We start from the raw sequence: 16,371 nt of genomic DNA on the forward strand, positions 1-16,371 counted from the left end.
GCGGTTTTTGTTGTCTGTGCCCGGCATGTTCGACTCGGTTATCCCAGTGCTTCAGGATGCTGGTCTGAGCAGGTAAAAACTGCTAGTCTTCGGCGGCTTTTCGACCAAAAAAGCCGTTACAGTCACGAATAAAACAAATGCGACCGCCGCCTTCTGGGCCGGTACGCCCCGACGAATACGCTCAGGAGCAGGCATCCATGCTTGAGAATTTCTGGAAAGACAAATATCCCGCTGGTATCCCCACCGAGATTAATCCGGATCAATACGCCAACATTCTCGATGTTCTCAAACACTCCTGTCAGCGTTTCGCCGACAAGCCTGCCTTCAGTAATCTCGGCAAGACCATCACCTACGGGGAGCTTTATACGCTTTCGGGTCAGTTTGCAGCGTATTTGCAGAAAAACAGTGGCTTGCAGCCCGGTGACCGGATCGCCATTCAGATGCCCAACGTCCTGCAGTACCCCGTAGCAGTATTCGGTGCGATGCGCGCAGGTTTTGTCGTGGTTAACACCAATCCGCTCTACACCCCACGCGAGATGGAACACCAGTTCAATGACTCAGGCGCCAAGCTGCTGGTCTGTCTGGCCAACATGGCGCATCTGGCAGAGCAGGTCGTACCCAAAACCGGGGTCAAGCAGGTCATCATCACTGAAGTGGGCGACATGCTGCCGCCGCTCAAGCGCCTGTTGGTCAACACTGTCGTCAAGCACGTCAAGAAGATGGTGCCGTCCTACAACATTCCCGGGGCAATCAAATTCAACGACGCACTGGCCAAAGGCAAGAATCAGACCTTCCAGGAGGCGACACCCGGAGCTCAGGATATTGCCGTGCTGCAATACACCGGGGGCACCACAGGCGTGGCCAAGGGCGCGATGCTGACTCACCACAACCTGGTCGCCAATATGCTCCAGGCCAAGGCCATGATGGGCTCTACGATCAAGGACGGCGAAGAGACCATCATCTGTCCGCTGCCCCTGTATCACATCTACGCCTTCACCTTTCATTGCATGGCGATGATGATCAGCGGTAACCACAATATCCTGATCACCAATCCGCGAGACATTCCGGCGTTTGTGAAAGAGTTGTCAAAAGTACCCTTCTCCGGTTTTGTCGGCCTGAATACGCTATTTGTCGCCCTGTGCAATGATGAGGCCTTCCGTAATCTCGACTTCAGCCATTTCAAGGTCACATTGTCCGGCGGCATGGCATTGCAACAGGCCACTGCCGAACGCTGGAAGAAGATCACCGGCTGCGCTGTATGTGAAGGTTACGGTATGACTGAAACCAGCCCGCTGGCTACCGTGAACCCGATCGACAATATCCAGCTGGGTACCATCGGCATTCCGGTTCCTTCGACCCTGTGCAAGATCATCGATGATGACGGGCACGAAGTGGCACTAGGTGAGCGTGGCGAGCTGTGCGTCAAGGGTCCGCAAGTAATGAAAGGCTACTGGCAGCGTCAGGAAGCCACTGATGAAATGCTCGATGCCGAGGGCTGGCTGAAGACAGGTGACATCGCGATTATTCAGGAAGATGGGTACCTGCGCATTGTCGACCGCAAAAAGGATATGATCCTGGTCTCGGGCTTCAACGTGTATCCCAATGAGCTGGAAGATGTGATGGCCGCTATTCCCGGTGTAGCCCAGTGTGCCGCGGTAGGTGTGCCGGATGAGAAGTCGGGTGAAGCGATCAAGGTGTTCCTGGTCAAGGCGCCAGGCGCCGAGCTGACCGAGGATCAAGTGAAAGCGCAAATGCGTGATAGCCTGACAGCGTACAAGGTGCCCAAGTATGTCGAGTTCCGCGACGCGCTACCGACCACCAATGTTGGCAAGATTCTGCGTCGCGAATTGCGCGACGAGGAACTGAAGAAGGCCGCCAACCAGTAGAATGCACTAGCGCTGCGGTTCTTGCCGCAGCAACAGGGCCCCGCCAGAGTCATGCCCTGGCGGGGCTTTTTTTATCAGGCAGGTACAGATTCCGACGATGACCGATTTAACCGCGCTGACGGCCAATCTCGACCAGACCATGGCTGCCGATCGCCACCGTATGCAGCGCCAGTTGCAGCAACTGGCCAAGCAATCCGACCCCCAGCGTGAGGCCAGGTGGCTGGAACAATTCCAGCGCTCCTGTGCGCGCGTGGAAGCCCGTCGGAACAGCATCCCAAGGATGCGGTTCGACGACCAGTTGCCGATTGCCGAGCGTCGCGAACAGATACGCGAGGCCATCGAAGCCCATCAGGTGGTCATCGTTGCCGGTGAAACCGGCTCTGGCAAGACCACCCAGATCCCCAAGATCTGTCTGGAGCTGGGCCGGGGCACTCGCGGCCTCATAGGCCATACCCAGCCGCGTCGTCTGGCGGCGCGCAGTGTTGCCAGCCGGGTCGCCGAAGAGATAGGCACGCCCCTGGGCGAGCTGGTCGGTTTCCAGGTGCGTTTTACCGACCAGAGCTCCGATACCACTCTGATCAAACTGATGACCGATGGCATCCTGCTGGCCGAGACCCAGAACGACCGCTTCCTGCAGCGCTATGACACGCTGATCATTGATGAAGCACACGAGCGCAGTCTGAATATCGACTTCCTTCTTGGCTACCTGAAGAGCATCCTGCCCAAGCGCCCTGATCTGAAGGTAATCATCACTTCGGCCACTATCGATCTGGAGCGCTTTTCCGCTCATTTTGACAATGCCCCGGTCATCGAAGTGTCAGGCCGTACCTATCCGGTGGACGTCTGGTATCGCCCTTTGACTGCTGAAATGGACGAGGAGGGTAATCAGGTTGAAGAGGACCTGAGCATCGACCAGGGCATTGTGGCCGCGCTGCAGGAGCTGGAGCAGCATGAGCGTGCCAATGGTCAGCCGCCGGGTGATGCCCTGGTGTTTTTACCGGGCGAGCGGGAGATTCGCGATACGGCCGAGTTCTTGCGCAAGGCCAATATGCGCCATACCGAGATCCTGCCGTTATATGCGCGCCTGTCGGTTGCCGAGCAGCAGAAGATCTTTGCCTCCCATGCGGGCAGACGCGTGGTGCTGGCCACCAACGTGGCGGAAACCTCGCTCACGGTGCCGGGCATTGTCTATGTGATTGATCCGGGCGAAGCGCGCATTAGTCGTTACAGCCCGCGCTCCAAGGTGCAGCGTTTGCCAGTGGAGGCGGTGTCGCAGGCCAGTGCCAACCAGCGCAAGGGCCGCTGTGGCCGGGTCGCGCCGGGTATTTGCGTGCGGTTGTATGCCGAGGAGGATTTCAATACCCGTCCGGAATTTACCGATCCGGAGATACTGCGTACCAACCTGGCCGCAGTGATCCTGCAGATGCTGCATCTGCGGCTTGGGCGCATTGAAGATTTTCCCTTCATCGAGCCGCCCGAAGGTCGGGCGATCAGCGACGGCTTTACCCTGTTGCAGGAGCTTGGTGCGGTTGATCGGGAAGGTGTCATTACCGATGACGGTCGCCAGCTCGCCCGGTTGCCCGTGGACCCTCGGATTGGCCGAATGTTGCTGGAAGCGAGCCGCACCGGCAGTCTGGAAGAAGTCCTTATCATTGCTAGCGGCTTGACCGTGCAAGACCCTCGGGAACGCCCCCTGGAACGACAGCAGGCAGCAGACCAGGCGCATGTTCAATGGCGTGAAGAGACCTCGGATTTCGTCGCCTTTATAAACCTGTGGCGCGGTTTTGAAGAACAGCGCCAGGCGCTCACCCAGGGCCAGTTGCGTAGCTGGTGCCGGCGCAACTTCCTGAATTTTCTGCGCCTGCGCGAATGGCGCGAAACACACCGCCAACTGGTATTAACTTGCCGTGATCTGAAGCTGGAGCGCAACAGTCAGCCGGCTGGGGACGAGGCGGTACACAAGGCCTTGCTGGCCGGTTTGCTCAGCCAGTTGGGCAACAAGACTGAAGAGGGTGATTACCTGGGGGCGCGCCAGCGTCGATTCATGCTGCACCCATCATCGGCCCTGGCCAAAAAACGGCCGCCGTGGGTTATGGTCGCCGAACTTACCGAGACCCGTCGTCTGTATGGACGACTGGCGGCAAAGATCGATCCCCTATGGGTCGAACCGCTTGCCGGGCATCTGGTCAAGACCAGTTACAGTGAACCGCACTGGGAGAAAAAGCGTGGGCAGGTGGTTGCTTACGAACAGGTGACCTTGTACGGCTTGATTATAGTGCCGCACCGCAAGGTGCATTACGGCCCCATCGATCCGGTAGCCTCCCGGGAGATATTCATCCGTCAGGCCCTGGTGCTCGGAGAATGGCATGGCCGCGCGGCGTTCAACAAAGCCAACCAACAATTGCTCGCCGAACTTGATGAGCTTGAAGCCAAGGCACGCCGGCGGGACATTCTGGTCGATGACGAAACCCTGTATGCCTACTTTGATCGTCATTTGCCCGAGCAAATTTACCAGTTGGCCAGCTTTGAACGCTGGATAAAAACCGGCCAGCGAGAAAACCCCCGACTACTGCACATGACCCGGGAGGAATTGCTGCAACGTGATGCCGGTGAGGTGACTGCCGAGCAGTACCCCGATGCCTGGCGCTGGCAGCAGGTCGCGCTGCCGCTGAGCTACCATTTCGAGCCCGGCCATCCCCGTGACGGTGTGACCATGCGCGTACCGGCACCCTTGTTGCGACAGATGCCAGCGGAGCGTCTTGATTGGCTGGTGCCTGGTCTTTTATTCGACAAGTGCGTGGCATTGGTACGTGGCTTGCCTAAAGCCCTCAGGCGCAATTTTGTACCGGTTCCGGATTTTGTCAGGGCTGCGATGGAGCGCATGCCCTTTGCTCAGGGGAATCTGACCCAGGCCCTGGGGCGCGAGCTGACCCGGATGACTGGTACGCGGATAGATGAGCAGGCCTGGGCAGATATCGAGCTTGAGCCGCACCTGTTGACCAATATCGAAGTGGTCGACGCCGAAGGGAAAGTGATTGCCGAGGGGCGTGATTACAGCGCGCTTTGCAGCCAGTTGGCCGGGCAGGTGCAGGATAGGCCAATGCCCACCCCTGCCAGTCGCCCGCAGCAGCAAACCCAGGTAGCCGGCAGCTACGCTTTACCCGAGAGCCTGGTGCGTAACCAGGCCGGCATAGAAGTGACCTTCTGGCCAGCCTGGGTTGAGGAGGGGGATCAGGTTCAGGAGCAATTGTTTGATACCCGGAATCAGGCATTGCAGGCGCACCGTCGTGGCGTGCAACGCCTTCTGCTGGCCGAGTTGAACGAGCAGGCTCGCTTCCTGCGGCAGAAATGTTCGGCCCTGAAGGATGCTGCTATCTACTACCGAGAGCTAGGCAGCCAGCAACAGCTGACTGACGATGTGTTGTTAGCGGCGGTGGATCGTGTGTTTCTGCCCCCGGATCAGCCCCTGCCGCGCGATCCGGCGGCGCTGGCATCAAGCCTGGAGCAGGGGCGTGGAGAATGGGTGGCGGCGGCCGAGAAGCTGGCAGCGGAAACCCTGGCGATACTCAAGGGCTGGCACTCTTTGCAAAAACGCCTCAAGGGCAAGATCGATCTGGCCCATGCGATTGCGCTTAACGATATTCGTGCGCAACTGGCCGCGCTGTTCTTCAAGGGCTTTATACGGGACGTGCCGGCAGAATGGTTGATGCAGTATCCCCGGTACCTCCAGGCGATCGAACAGCGACTCGACAAGCTTCCGGGCCAGGTGCAACGTGACCGGGTCTGGACCGAAGAACTGCAAGAGCTAGTGGCAAGGCATCAGGCCCGGGAGCTCAAGCACCGCCAGGAAGGGCGCCTGGATGATGCTCTGCTCACCTGGCGTTGGATGCTCGAGGAATATCGCGTTTCTCTGTTCGCTCAACAACTGGGTACGCGCATGCCCGTATCGGCCAAGCGATTGTCCAAATTATGGCAGGAGATCCCCGCCTGATCGTTGTGTAGCGTCGGTCATTGGTGACCAATGGAGTGAACTGAACGTCTGTATGCATTATGCTTCGTCTTTGAGCCATTTTTAGCGTACGGCCTGAAGTCAGGCCAGGGTATTACCACCTGCCCGGTAATGCGTTACCCAAAACATTAAAGAGGACCGACCGTGCAAAGAGTCGTGATCAGTGGAACAGGCCTGTACACCCCACCTAACAGCATCAGCAATGAAGAGCTGGTAGAAAGTTTCAACGCCTATGTCGAGAAGTTCAACAGTGACAATGCCGACGCAATCGCCGCCGGCCAAGTGGCCGCGCTGACTCCCTCGAGTACCGAGTTCATCGAAAAGGCGTCCGGTATCAAGAGCCGCTACGTGATGAACAAGAGCGGTATCATCGATATCAACCGCATGAAGCCGGATATCCCGGAGCGTAGCAACGACGAGTGGTCGATCCTCTGTGAAATGGCCATCAAGGCCGGTACCCAGGCCCTTGAGAAAGCCGGCCGAACGGCTGCAGACATCGACGGCGTCATCGTTGCCTGCTCCAATCTGCAACGCGCCTATCCAGCTGTAGCAATCGAAGTCCAGGAGGCTTTGGGTATTGAAGGCTTCGGTTTTGATATGAACGTGGCCTGCTCTTCAGCGACCTTCGGGATCCAGGCCGCAGCCAACTCGGTCCAGCTAGGCCAGGCCCGCGCAATTTTGATGGTCAATCCGGAGATCTGCACCGGTCATATGAATTTCTGTGACCGTGACAGCCATTTCATTTTCGGTGATGCCTGCACAGCAGTTGTGGTCGAGCGTGCTGAAGATGCGGTATCGGACAACCAGTTCGATATTATCGGGACCAAGCTGCTGACCAAATACTCCAACAATATTCGCAATAACTTTGGTTTTCTCAACCGCGCCGACGATAGTGGGGTGGGCGCGCCCGACAAGCTTTTCGTTCAGCAGGGCCGCAAGGTGTTCAAGGATGTATGTCCGATGGTCGCCGAGCTGATTGGTGAGCACCTGCAAGAGTTCTCGCTGCCCGTCAGCGATATCAAACGCTTCTGGTTGCACCAGGCCAACCTCAACATGAACATGCTGATCGCCCGCAAGTTGCTTGGCCGCGATCCGGAGGCACATGAGGCCCCCGTGGTACTCGATGAGTACGCCAACACCAGTTCGGCCGGCTCAATTATTGCGTTCCACAAATACCAGGACGATCTGCCCAGTGGCACCCTGGGTGTTATCTGTTCATTCGGGGCCGGTTACTCCATTGGCAGCGTCATAGTGCGTAAGCACTGAGCACTGCACGATCGTCCTCTGTCACCAGATTGTCATCATGCTGACATCCAGTTGACACCTGACAAGCACACTATATCTTGGTGACACAGGTCAAGCGTTGGCTACGCGGCTTGTTATCCAGGTACTGCTCCTTGAACCTCGCCATCCCAGGCGGGGTTTTTTTTTGCAAATCCACTGCTTGTAGCGCATACATCGATTGCGTCGAAAAGTTCCCGCACATTCAAAACTTCATCGGTCTGTAACCGTTTTGTCATATGGGATTTCCATAATCTCCCCAGTCGAAACAACGACGGCACGTCACCATAAGCTGGCGTTTAAAATACCTAGGAGAGTACTGATGAATAAGAAGCTGCTTGCGATTGTTATTGGGGCCGCTGCGGCCATGCCGGTAATGGCTATGGCTGATGTGAGCGTTTACGGTCGTGCACACATTTCTGTTGATCATCTATCTGTTGATAATGTTGAGACTGCCCCAGGAGTATTTGATGACTATTCCGAGGTAAACCTGTCAAGCAACTCCTCTCGCCTGGGCTTCAAGGGTGACCACGAAATCAACCCGAACCTGAAAGCTTTCTTCCAGATCGAACAGCAAATCGATTTCGGCACCGACAACGGTGAAACTCTGGCCACACGCGATACCTTCGTTGGTCTGGGCGGTAACTTCGGTAGCGTTCGTGCAGGCCGTTTCGATAGCCCCTTTAAGGCAGCACGTGGTCCGGCCAACCTGTTCGGTGACCAGGTCGGTGACATGCGTAACCTGACTCGCGTTGGTAACGCCCGCTTTGACGAGCGTTATGACAACACCATCGAATACACCACTCCTGACATGAGCGGCTTCTTCGGCAAGCTGGGCTACTCCCTGCACGAGACCGATGTTGCAGGCCAGGACGTTGATACCAACACTCTGAGCATGTCGTTGAACTATGAAGGTTCGGCTGCCGAAGCTTCTTTGGCATACGAGACTGCTGATGAAGATACCGGCCGTGGCGAGCGTAACGGTGTACGCTTTGCTGGTGCTTACAAGATTACCGACGCCATCAAGGGCGTGGCGTTCTACCAGACTGTTGATTACGAAAACGACAACGTTACTCAGGCAGTACGTGATCAGTTGACTTCCGATACCTTTGGTTTGGGCGCTGAGTTCAAAGTAGCTTCAGCAACCGCCATCAAGGGCATGTGGCTGACCCGTGAGGCCGATGCTGACGAGTTTGACAGCACCCTTTGGGTAGTAGGCGTTGAGCACAAGCTGGACAAGGCTGTTCGCGTCTATGCCAACTACGCCATGACTTCAAACGATGACAACGCTTCTCGCACGCCTTGGGGTCAGGCACGTACTGCTGATCCAGCTGGTGCAGCTGGTGAAGATGCAACTGGTCTGACATTAGGTCTGCGTTACGACTTCTGATCAGCTTCCAGAGCTTTACCAAAAAGGGTTATGCCTCTGGCATAACCCTTTTGTCATATTAGTGACATCTTTCCGTCTTATTATTGCTATATCCGCACTGCGGAAGATTTTCCGATCTATCGAATATTCATACCTATCAAGGAGTTGTCATGCGCAATCTGTTCGTAATCGCTGTTGCCTGTATGCTTGCCGCCTGTGCACAGCGTGAGCCGGTCAAACTCTATTCCGGCGCCGAGCAGCCGACTGGCCAGATCCTTGTAGTTGAAATGCCTTATACACTGGAAGTGCTAAACATCAACGGTAACCCTGTACCTGAAGCCAACCGTATGAGCGGTAATCAGGACCGCAAGCTCGAGCTGCAACCAGGCGAGTATCGAATCAATGCCTACTACGAAAACGTATACGATATTAATGGCGGACTGAGCAGCGAAGTCGTTCGTACGCGCAGTGCCACCTACACGATCAATGGCAAGGCTGGTGAAGTATGGCGGCTGGACTTCGACGCGCCGATGAACCTGAAAGAGGCGGAAGCCATGAAAGACGATTTCGCCGGTTGGTCGCTGAATAAAGCTACGGGTGAGAGATATGCCACTGAGCCTGGTCCGGCTTACGTTTCTCTGGTAGGTCAATTGATGGGTGGCGGAAGTGCCCCAACCTACGATACTGAAGTCAAACCCCTGGGTGCTGCCAATCAGGCCCCGGCAGCGGCGCCAGTCGCACCAGTAGCTTCGTCACAGGCGACTGCAGCAAAAACACTTCCGCATAACGACGCCACCCTGACTACCTTGCAGCAACTTTGGTTGCTCCTCGGTCCAGAGAGTAGAGACGCGTTTCTCGAGTGGGCGCAGCAGTAAGTTTTCTAGTGGTGCTCCAGCCCGGCTTCCAGCCGGGCTTTTTTGTTACGCATCAGAGAGTTCGGAAGCTGCGATTTGCTGGTGCGCTGTGGCATGCTATCTAAATGAAAATACGTCAGCTTGTACGCATACAGGATATTCCCGGTAACCAATGGGACGGCCTGCTTGATTGTGATTATCCCTTCCTGCGCCACGGTTTCCTTGCTGCCTTGGAGGATAGTGGTTCGGTGTGTGCTGAACGGGGCTGGGAGCCGGCACACCTGGTTGTCTTCGACGAGGCTGATCAGCTACAGGCGGCATTACCGCTGTATCGCAAGATGCACTCCTACGGCGAATACGTATTCGACTTTCAGTGGGCCCAGGCATGGGAGCGCAGTGGTCGCGATTACTATCCCAAATATCTTGCCGCAGTGCCGTTCTCTCCTGTGCAGGGCCCTCGGCTACTCGCCCGCTGCTCGCAGAGCCGAGCGCTGATTCTGGAATTCCTGGATCAGGAGCTGAGTCAGGCCGGGCTCTCCGGCATGCACCTGCTGTTCAATCAAGATGACGGAAATGATGCTCTCGAGGCCGCTGGGTGGGTCCAGCGACTGGGGTGCCAGTTTCACTGGTTCAACCGTGGTTATGCAGGCTTTGATGATTTTCTGGGTGCCTGTAACTCCCGCAAGCGCAAGAATTTTCGCAAGGAGCGGCTGGCGGTTACCGAACAGGGCATCAGTTTTCACTGGCTGGCTGGCGCCGAGCTGACATCGACGGTGTGGGACCAGTTTTATCCATTTTATGCTGCAACCTATCTCAAGCGCGGGCAACATCCGTACCTTACCCCCGAATTCTTCCAGATGCTGGGTGAGTCGATGCCCGAGTCCATTCGCCTGGTGTTTGCACGTCAGGAGGGCCGAGATGTGGCCGGCGCCTTTTTTCTGGCCGATCAGGACTCGCTCTATGGCCGTTACTGGGGCTGCCTGGAAGAATATGATCGGCTGCATTTCGAAACCTGTTTCTACCAGGGTATGGAGCGTTGTATTGCCGAAGGCTTGAAGCGCTTTGACGCGGGTGCCCAGGGCGAGCACAAGTTGATCCGTGGCTTCGAACCGGTACTAACCCAGTCCTGGCACAAACTGCAGGAGCCTTTGCACGACGCCGTGGCAGATTTTCTGGTGGGTGAGCGCGAGGGAGTGAAGGCCTACCAGTTGGATGCCCAGCAATATCTGCCGTACCGCCAGACCGAGTAGAGCCGGCTTCATCGAGCGGGAGCTCGACGGTCCCGGAGCTCGGAGTCTCGTAGAGGCTCGGCGCCCCCGGGAGGTTCGAGCTCCTGCTCGTACAATGCTGTCAGCCAGCTCCGATATTCCAGTTTGAACGCGTGCGTGGCCGAGGAGTTTTTATCGAGCGGGGGCTTTAGTGCCCCACAACTCTAGTTTCCAAGGAAATCTGCCCCGCCGAGACGTTATTCAGCCGCCGCTTCGACCCGCTCAACGCTCTGGATCGTGACCGGATTGGTGGGTACGTTCTGGTGGCCACGCGTGGTAGCAGTAGGCACCTTGGCAATAGTCTCAACCACGTGCTGGCCATCAATGACTTCAGCAAATACGGCATAACCGAAGTCACGACCGCCGTGATTCAGGAAATCATTATTGCCCAAGTTGATAAAGAATTGGCTGGTGGCACTGTCAACTACCTGAGTGCGCGCCATGGCGACGGTATATCGGTCGTTGCGCAGCCCGTTGTCCGCTTCGTTCTTGATCGACTTGCCAACCGCTCGCTGGTTCATGTCAGGGGTAAAGCCGCCGCCCTGGATCATGAACCCGGGGATTACGCGGTGGAAAATCAGTCCGTCATAATGACCTGCATCTGCATAGCGTAGAAAGTTCTCCACACTGACAGGCGCAGCTTCAGCGTTGAGTTCCATTTTGATATCGCCATGGCTGGTTTTTAGCAGTACCTGAGGATTTTCCGCCAGGGCAGGGGCCGCTGCCAACAGTAAGGTGCATGTGGCGATAAGGCGTTTGAACATGGTTGGTCTCCGTGAAGATAAAAATCGTGTCGCTCAGCCGTTGTTTCCGGCAGGGGAAGAAGAACCCGACTGGGCCAAAAAGTCCAGTAGCAGAGCGTTGAATTTCTCGGCCTGATCAATAGGCGTGCCGTGACGGGAATCCTCGATAACCTCAAGGTGAGCGTCGCCCAGGTGGCTGACATATTCCCGTTTTCTTTCAACCGGTGTGTAATCCTGATCAGCAGCAATCACCAGCACTGGACAATTGATCCGATCCAGTCGCTCGGTCACTCCCCAGCCAACCAGGGCGCGCAATGAGGCCAGATAGGCTCGACGGTCGTTTTCCATCCAGCGACCTTCAAAGGTCTCGCGAATGTCCTGTTGCTCGGGTTTGGGAAACAGGGTCTTGGCCAGCCCCTTGGCTACAGCGCTCAATGGCAGAATGTGAGCAAAGAACAGCCGTTGGGCAACCATCAGATACTCTTTTGGACGCCTGGGTATCAACTCGGGACCGCTGTTGACAATGGTCAGACTGGCGGGCACCTCGGGGTGGTCGGTAGCCAGTTGAAAGGCGATCATGCCGCCCATGGAGATACCCACTATATGTGGTTTGACTAATTGCATATGGTTGATGAACGCCAGACAATCCGCAGCAAAGGCCTTGACGCTATAGCCTCCGGCCGGCTTGTCACTTTTACCGTGGCCACGCATATCCAGAGTCAACACCCGGTATTGCGGCAGCAGCGCGGGTATCTGGTGCTCCCAGTCGCGACCACTGGAGCCCAGTCCGTGAACGAGTAAAACCGGATCACCTTCGCCCTGGTCGGTATAGTGCAGATTGCAGCCATTGAGTTGCAGGTAGGCCATGAGTCCTTTCCTTGATGGAACCCCTTGGTTAAAGCGGGTTTTGGGTATAAGAATATGACGATGCCTTGCCAGTATCGGTTTGTCATCGTCCGTAGCGGTTGTGCTGTTGTAGACAGCCTGTGCCGAACTTTTTACTCAGGCAGAGTCCAAAAGGTAACCGGTTAGCCGGAATTCTGTAAGGAGATTTACCATGAAACAGTTACTTCTTGTCGGTTTGTTGGCTATTTCGATGCCTTTGCTGGCTCAACAGCCGCTGGGGTTTCCCGTGGATGTCGATCTCAAAGCCCCGGGCCTTGATCTGAATACCTCCAGCACCGGCAATATAGGCAATGTGGCTACGGTGACGCTGGAGAACCTGGACCGACGTCAGATTTTTTGTGTAGCCACCTTCGTCAACGGTCCCGAGAAGCCGTCACCTCTGCGCGTCAGACTGGCCCCTGGGGAAAAAACGGTACTGACCCAAGCCTTTCAGCGCGACATCATCCGCGTTCGCGTGGGCATAGAATGTAACGAAGCCTGACCACCTTTGGTCAATCCGCCATCGAATGCTCGACCAACAGATCGGCCAGGATCTGGGTGGCGGGGCCAAGGGGCTTGTCCTTGTTGGCATAAAGATAGAGAAAGTGCGAGCGCCTGGCACCCTGTTGCAAGCGCAGAAGAGCCAGCCGACCCTGCTGCAGCTCCAGGGTGATTTCGTGCTCGGGTAACCAGGCGAACCCCAGGCCGCTGGCAACCAGGGTTGCAGCGGTACCCAGGCTCGCGACCGTCCACCTTTGTTCTGCGCCAAGCCAGCCTGCATCAACTGGGTGGTGTCCAGAGTCGCGAATGACTACCTGAAGCTGGGTTTGCAGATCCTCGTGGGTGAGTTCACGATTCAGCTGATGCAAGGCGTGGTCCGGATTGGCCACGGCAACAAAATCGACGGCGTTGATCTGATGGGGCAGGTAGCCGGCAATGCTCATGCCTGAAATAGCCAGATCAGCAGAACCATCGAGTAGGCAATCTTCAACGCCCGAAAGTACTTCTTCGCGCAATTGCACCCGGCAGCCCTGGCTGAGGGGCATGAAGGCTTGCAGTGCATTCGCCAGGCGGCTGGTGGGGTAGGCCGCATCCACCACCAGCCGAACTTCCGGTTCCCAGCCCTGATCCATATTGAAGGCCAGACGCTCCAGCTGACTTGCCTGCTGAATCAGATTGCGTGAACGGCGCAGCAGCACTTCACCAGCCTCTGTAAGCGTGGCCTTGCGACCGATGATTTCCAGCAGGGGAACGCCCAGCTGCTCCTGCATACGGGCGATGGTATAGCTCACCGAGGACTGTGAGCGATGCAATACCTCTGCAGCCTGTGCGAACCCGCCGCTATCAACCACAGCCTGCAGGGTGCGCCATTGTTCAAGGGTAACGCGTGGAGCTTTCATGCTATGGCCTTGGCAATTTCCTGGATAAGGGGATTATGAGGCGGATGGCAGCTGCTGGCGAGAGACTAGCGGTATTCACCCGGCGTCAGGCCGGTCCATTTCTTGAAGGCGCGGTGAAATGCCGAGGGCTCGGAGAAGCCCAGTAGCACTGCCAGATCCTGAATGGTCATATCCTGACGGGACAGGTGATATATCGCTATATCCCTTCGCAGATGATCTTTCAGTTCCTGATAGGAGGTGCCTTCGTCGCGAAGATGCCGCCTGAGTGTGGGCGGGCTCATATTCAACTGGCTGGCGATCGACTCCATGTCCGGCATTTCCACACCCACGTTGCGACCAATCACCTGACGGATACGCCCGGACAGGCTGTTGCCAAAGTCCCTGCGTGACAGCAGGTCCGACGGTGATTGCTCGAGAAAGCGCTTGAGCGTTCGGGCATCCTGAATCAGTGGCTCCTGCAGGTAGCTGTGCGGAATGGCCAGGGCCGTTGCAGGCTGGCCAAAATGCAGCTTGCAGCCGAAGATCAACTGGTACTCCTTATGCTGCCCGGGGATCGAGTAGGCGAATGTTGCTCGCTCCAGGGGGATACGCTTGCCGATCAACCAACTGGCCAGTCGGTGCCAGATAACCAGCAGGGACTCGGTCAGAAAGTGGTCAGGGTCATCCATCATGCTGGTATCGATCTCCAGCCAGACCAGATCTTCCTCCGTGCGCATGCTGATGCTGGGGTTGTCGGCAAAAAGGCTGTAAAACAGCATGCCGCGCTGAAGTGCACGTTCCAAGGTGCCACAATAAATCAGCGCATGGCACATCATCGCAAAGGTACCAGGGCGGCTGCGCACGGGCCCGAACCCCATCAGCTCATCCTCAAGGGTCTCCCACAACAGTTTGATCAAGTGAGCATACTGGTCAGCATCCACCCGCATACGTGGCTGTTCGAGAAGATCCGGATTGATCCCGGCCGCACTCATGAGAGTCCTGCTGTCGTGCCCATGACGCTCGGCACCGTACAGCGCGGCGCGGACAAAATGGATGGCGACTGACCTGTTGTTCATCTGCTGCGGGGTTCTCCTGAAGGCTGCTGTCGAGTTAGCCACACCGCTAGTCGACCCGCAACCGAATACAGGCGGGCAAAATGGTCAATCGCGATGAGCGCTGGAGTCATTGAGCGCGGCTCTTCAGGAGGCTAGTCTGAATTGACAATAAACAGGAGCTCCGCCATGCAGCGCACCCATTTCGATACCGAACACAACATGTTTCGCGAATCCTTCCGCACCTTCTTGCAGAAAGAGGTCGTGCCCAATCAGGAAGCCTGGGAAGAGGCCGGGATGGTTGATCGGCAGGTGTGGGAAAAGGCTGGGGCGATGGGTTTTCTGTTGCCCTGGGCGGATGAAGAATATGGCGGGTCAGGTCTCAAGGACTTTCGGTACGAACAGATCATGAGCGAGGAGCTTGCCTACATCAACGAGCCCGGTTTCATGCTGCCGCTGCATTCGGCTCTTTGCGGTCCCTACATTACCGAATACGGCAATGAGGAACAGAAGCAACGCTTCCTCCCTGCAATTATTCGCGGCGAGTGCATCCTCGCTGTCGCCATGACCGAGCCTGGTGCGGGTTCCGATCTGGCGGGCATGCGCACCACGGCAGTAGAGCAGGCTGACCATTACGTGCTCAACGGCTCCAAGACCTATATCTCCAACGGTATCTTGGGCGACCTGATCATTGTGGCCGCCAAGACTGACCCGTCCAATAAACATGCGATGGGGCTATTCCTGGTCGAGCGTGGCATGCCCGGTTTTGAGCGAGGCCGCAAGCTGAAGAAAATGGGCATGCATAGCCAGGACACCGCCGAGCTGTTCTTCAACGACGTCAAGATCCCCAAGGCCAACCTCCTGGGCGACGGCAAGGCAGGCTTCATCTACCTGATGCAGATGCTTGCCCAGGAACGCCTGACCAACGCCTGTGGCGCGGTAGCAGGCGCCGAAGCCGCCTTCCGCGCTACGCTTGAGTACGTCACCGAACGTAAAGCCTTCGGCAAGCCCATAGCCGAGTTCCAGAATACCCGCTTCAAGCTCGCAGAGCTGCGTACCCAGATCGATGTAGCGCAGTGCTTTGTCGACCGCTGTGTCATGGACCACAACCAGAAAAAGCTGACTGCCGAGATTGCCGCTGAAGCCAAACTGTTTACCACTGAGCTGCTGGGCAAGGCGGTGGACGAGGGCGTGCAGTTGCATGGCGGAGCGGGTTATATGTGGGAATACCCGATTTGCCGGATGTATGCCAATGCACGGATCCAACGAATCTTTGCCGGCACCTCCGAGATCATGAAGGAGATTATCAGCCGGGGGTTGAAGCTGTAGGCGGGAAAGCGAAAGTCAAAATGGATTCCCGCCTTCGCGGGAATGACGGGGGTGACGGGAATGACGGGGGTGTGGGGACAGCAATGACGGGTTGGTACGCGGGAATGAAGGGTATGACGGGTATGCGCAAAGCGTGGCGTCAGAAGGCGCTACTCCGCGATATCTTCAAACGTCATCCTCGCGAAGGCGGGGATCCATTGTCGGGTCGGTCCGGACGAATGGGTGGGCGCACCAGCACCAAGGTTGTTGAGCCGGTCACATAGGTAACACCACAAACCGGCCACATAGGTAACACCTATGTTGGCCGTATTACTCG

At 56.7% G+C, this 16,371-nt stretch carries 12 protein-coding genes; 8 read left to right on the plus strand and 4 right to left on the minus strand.

All coding sequences use genetic code 11. From position 1 onward, the window contains the following. Positions 1–197 precede the first annotated feature (197 nt). From fadD1 to FZF01_RS14825, 6 genes are all read left to right on the plus strand, one after another. Positions 198–1,886: a long-chain-fatty-acid--CoA ligase FadD1 gene (gene fadD1, locus FZF01_RS14800; RefSeq protein ID WP_150278990.1), complete on the plus strand. Its 1,689-nt coding sequence runs from the start codon at positions 198–200 to the stop codon at positions 1,884–1,886. A gap of 97 nt (positions 1,887–1,983) precedes the next feature. Continuing rightward, the gene (gene hrpA, locus FZF01_RS14805) at positions 1,984–5,877 is read left to right on the plus strand and encodes an ATP-dependent RNA helicase HrpA (protein WP_150278991.1); all 3,894 of its coding nucleotides are present in this window, start codon (positions 1,984–1,986) and stop codon (positions 5,875–5,877) included. A gap of 162 nt (positions 5,878–6,039) precedes the next feature. Continuing rightward, the gene (locus FZF01_RS14810) at positions 6,040–7,161 is read left to right on the plus strand and encodes a beta-ketoacyl-ACP synthase III (RefSeq protein ID WP_150278992.1); all 1,122 of its coding nucleotides are present in this window, start codon (positions 6,040–6,042) and stop codon (positions 7,159–7,161) included. A 337-nt stretch (positions 7,162–7,498) separates the two neighbouring features. Then, positions 7,499–8,566 (plus strand): porin, encoded by a 1,068-nt coding sequence (locus FZF01_RS14815; RefSeq protein WP_150278993.1) that lies wholly within the window; start codon positions 7,499–7,501, stop codon positions 8,564–8,566. Positions 8,567–8,715: 149 nt separating this feature from the next. Next, positions 8,716–9,420 carry a DUF2057 family protein gene (locus FZF01_RS14820; RefSeq protein WP_150278994.1) on the plus strand — a complete coding sequence of 235 codons (705 nt, stop codon included), beginning with the start codon at positions 8,716–8,718 and terminating at the stop codon, positions 9,418–9,420. 104 nt (positions 9,421–9,524) lie between these two features. Beyond that, on the plus strand, positions 9,525–10,649 hold the full coding sequence (locus FZF01_RS14825; RefSeq protein ID WP_150278995.1) for a GNAT family N-acetyltransferase: 1,125 nt from the start codon (positions 9,525–9,527) through the stop codon (positions 10,647–10,649). Positions 10,650–10,864: 215 nt separating this feature from the next. Here FZF01_RS14825 and FZF01_RS14830 read toward each other — a convergent pair whose 3' ends face one another. Next, positions 10,865–11,431: a peptidylprolyl isomerase gene (locus tag FZF01_RS14830; RefSeq protein ID WP_150278996.1), complete on the minus strand. Its 567-nt coding sequence runs from the start codon at positions 11,429–11,431 to the stop codon at positions 10,865–10,867. A gap of 33 nt (positions 11,432–11,464) precedes the next feature. Continuing rightward, positions 11,465–12,277, minus strand: a complete 813-nt coding sequence (locus FZF01_RS14835; RefSeq protein WP_150278997.1) for an alpha/beta fold hydrolase — start codon at positions 12,275–12,277, stop codon at positions 11,465–11,467. A gap of 190 nt (positions 12,278–12,467) precedes the next feature. Between FZF01_RS14835 and FZF01_RS14840 the strand changes: the two genes are divergently transcribed. Continuing rightward, on the plus strand, positions 12,468–12,797 hold the full coding sequence (locus FZF01_RS14840) for a hypothetical protein (RefSeq protein WP_150278998.1): 330 nt from the start codon (positions 12,468–12,470) through the stop codon (positions 12,795–12,797). 10 nt (positions 12,798–12,807) lie between these two features. On the opposite strand, the gene FZF01_RS14845 is transcribed toward FZF01_RS14840, so the two are convergent. Both FZF01_RS14845 and FZF01_RS14850 read right to left on the minus strand, forming a co-directional pair. Then, positions 12,808–13,695: a LysR family transcriptional regulator gene (locus tag FZF01_RS14845; RefSeq protein ID WP_150278999.1), complete on the minus strand. Its 888-nt coding sequence runs from the start codon at positions 13,693–13,695 to the stop codon at positions 12,808–12,810. Positions 13,696–13,760: 65 nt separating this feature from the next. Beyond that, positions 13,761–14,750, minus strand: a complete 990-nt coding sequence (locus FZF01_RS14850; protein ID WP_150279000.1) for an AraC family transcriptional regulator — start codon at positions 14,748–14,750, stop codon at positions 13,761–13,763. A gap of 165 nt (positions 14,751–14,915) precedes the next feature. On the opposite strand from FZF01_RS14850, the gene FZF01_RS14855 reads away from it, so the two are divergent. Beyond that, positions 14,916–16,055, plus strand: a complete 1,140-nt coding sequence (locus FZF01_RS14855) for an acyl-CoA dehydrogenase family protein (RefSeq protein ID WP_150279001.1) — start codon at positions 14,916–14,918, stop codon at positions 16,053–16,055. Positions 16,056–16,371: the final 316 nt, after the last annotated feature.

The sequence above is a fragment of the Halopseudomonas salina genome, assembly GCF_008641105.1.

Bases quoted from the DNA above. Each gene is read 5' to 3' on its own strand.
- FZF01_RS14835 (WP_150278997.1), bottom strand. From the start codon at position 12,277: ATGGCCTACCTGCAACTCAATGGCTGCAATCTGCACTATACCGACCAG.
- FZF01_RS14815 (WP_150278993.1), top strand. From the start codon at position 7,499: ATGAATAAGAAGCTGCTTGCGATTGTTATTGGGGCCGCTGCGGCCATG.
- FZF01_RS14840 (WP_150278998.1), top strand. From the start codon at position 12,468: ATGAAACAGTTACTTCTTGTCGGTTTGTTGGCTATTTCGATGCCTTTG.
- FZF01_RS14845 (WP_150278999.1), bottom strand. From the start codon at position 13,695: ATGAAAGCTCCACGCGTTACCCTTGAACAATGGCGCACCCTGCAGGCT.
- FZF01_RS14825 (WP_150278995.1), top strand. From the start codon at position 9,525: ATGAAAATACGTCAGCTTGTACGCATACAGGATATTCCCGGTAACCAA.
- FZF01_RS14850 (WP_150279000.1), bottom strand. From the start codon at position 14,750: ATGAACAACAGGTCAGTCGCCATCCATTTTGTCCGCGCCGCGCTGTAC.
- FZF01_RS14830 (WP_150278996.1), bottom strand. From the start codon at position 11,431: ATGTTCAAACGCCTTATCGCCACATGCACCTTACTGTTGGCAGCGGCC.
- hrpA (WP_150278991.1), top strand. From the start codon at position 1,984: ATGACCGATTTAACCGCGCTGACGGCCAATCTCGACCAGACCATGGCT.
- FZF01_RS14855 (WP_150279001.1), top strand. From the start codon at position 14,916: ATGCAGCGCACCCATTTCGATACCGAACACAACATGTTTCGCGAATCC.
- fadD1 (WP_150278990.1), top strand. From the start codon at position 198: ATGCTTGAGAATTTCTGGAAAGACAAATATCCCGCTGGTATCCCCACC.
- FZF01_RS14820 (WP_150278994.1), top strand. From the start codon at position 8,716: ATGCGCAATCTGTTCGTAATCGCTGTTGCCTGTATGCTTGCCGCCTGT.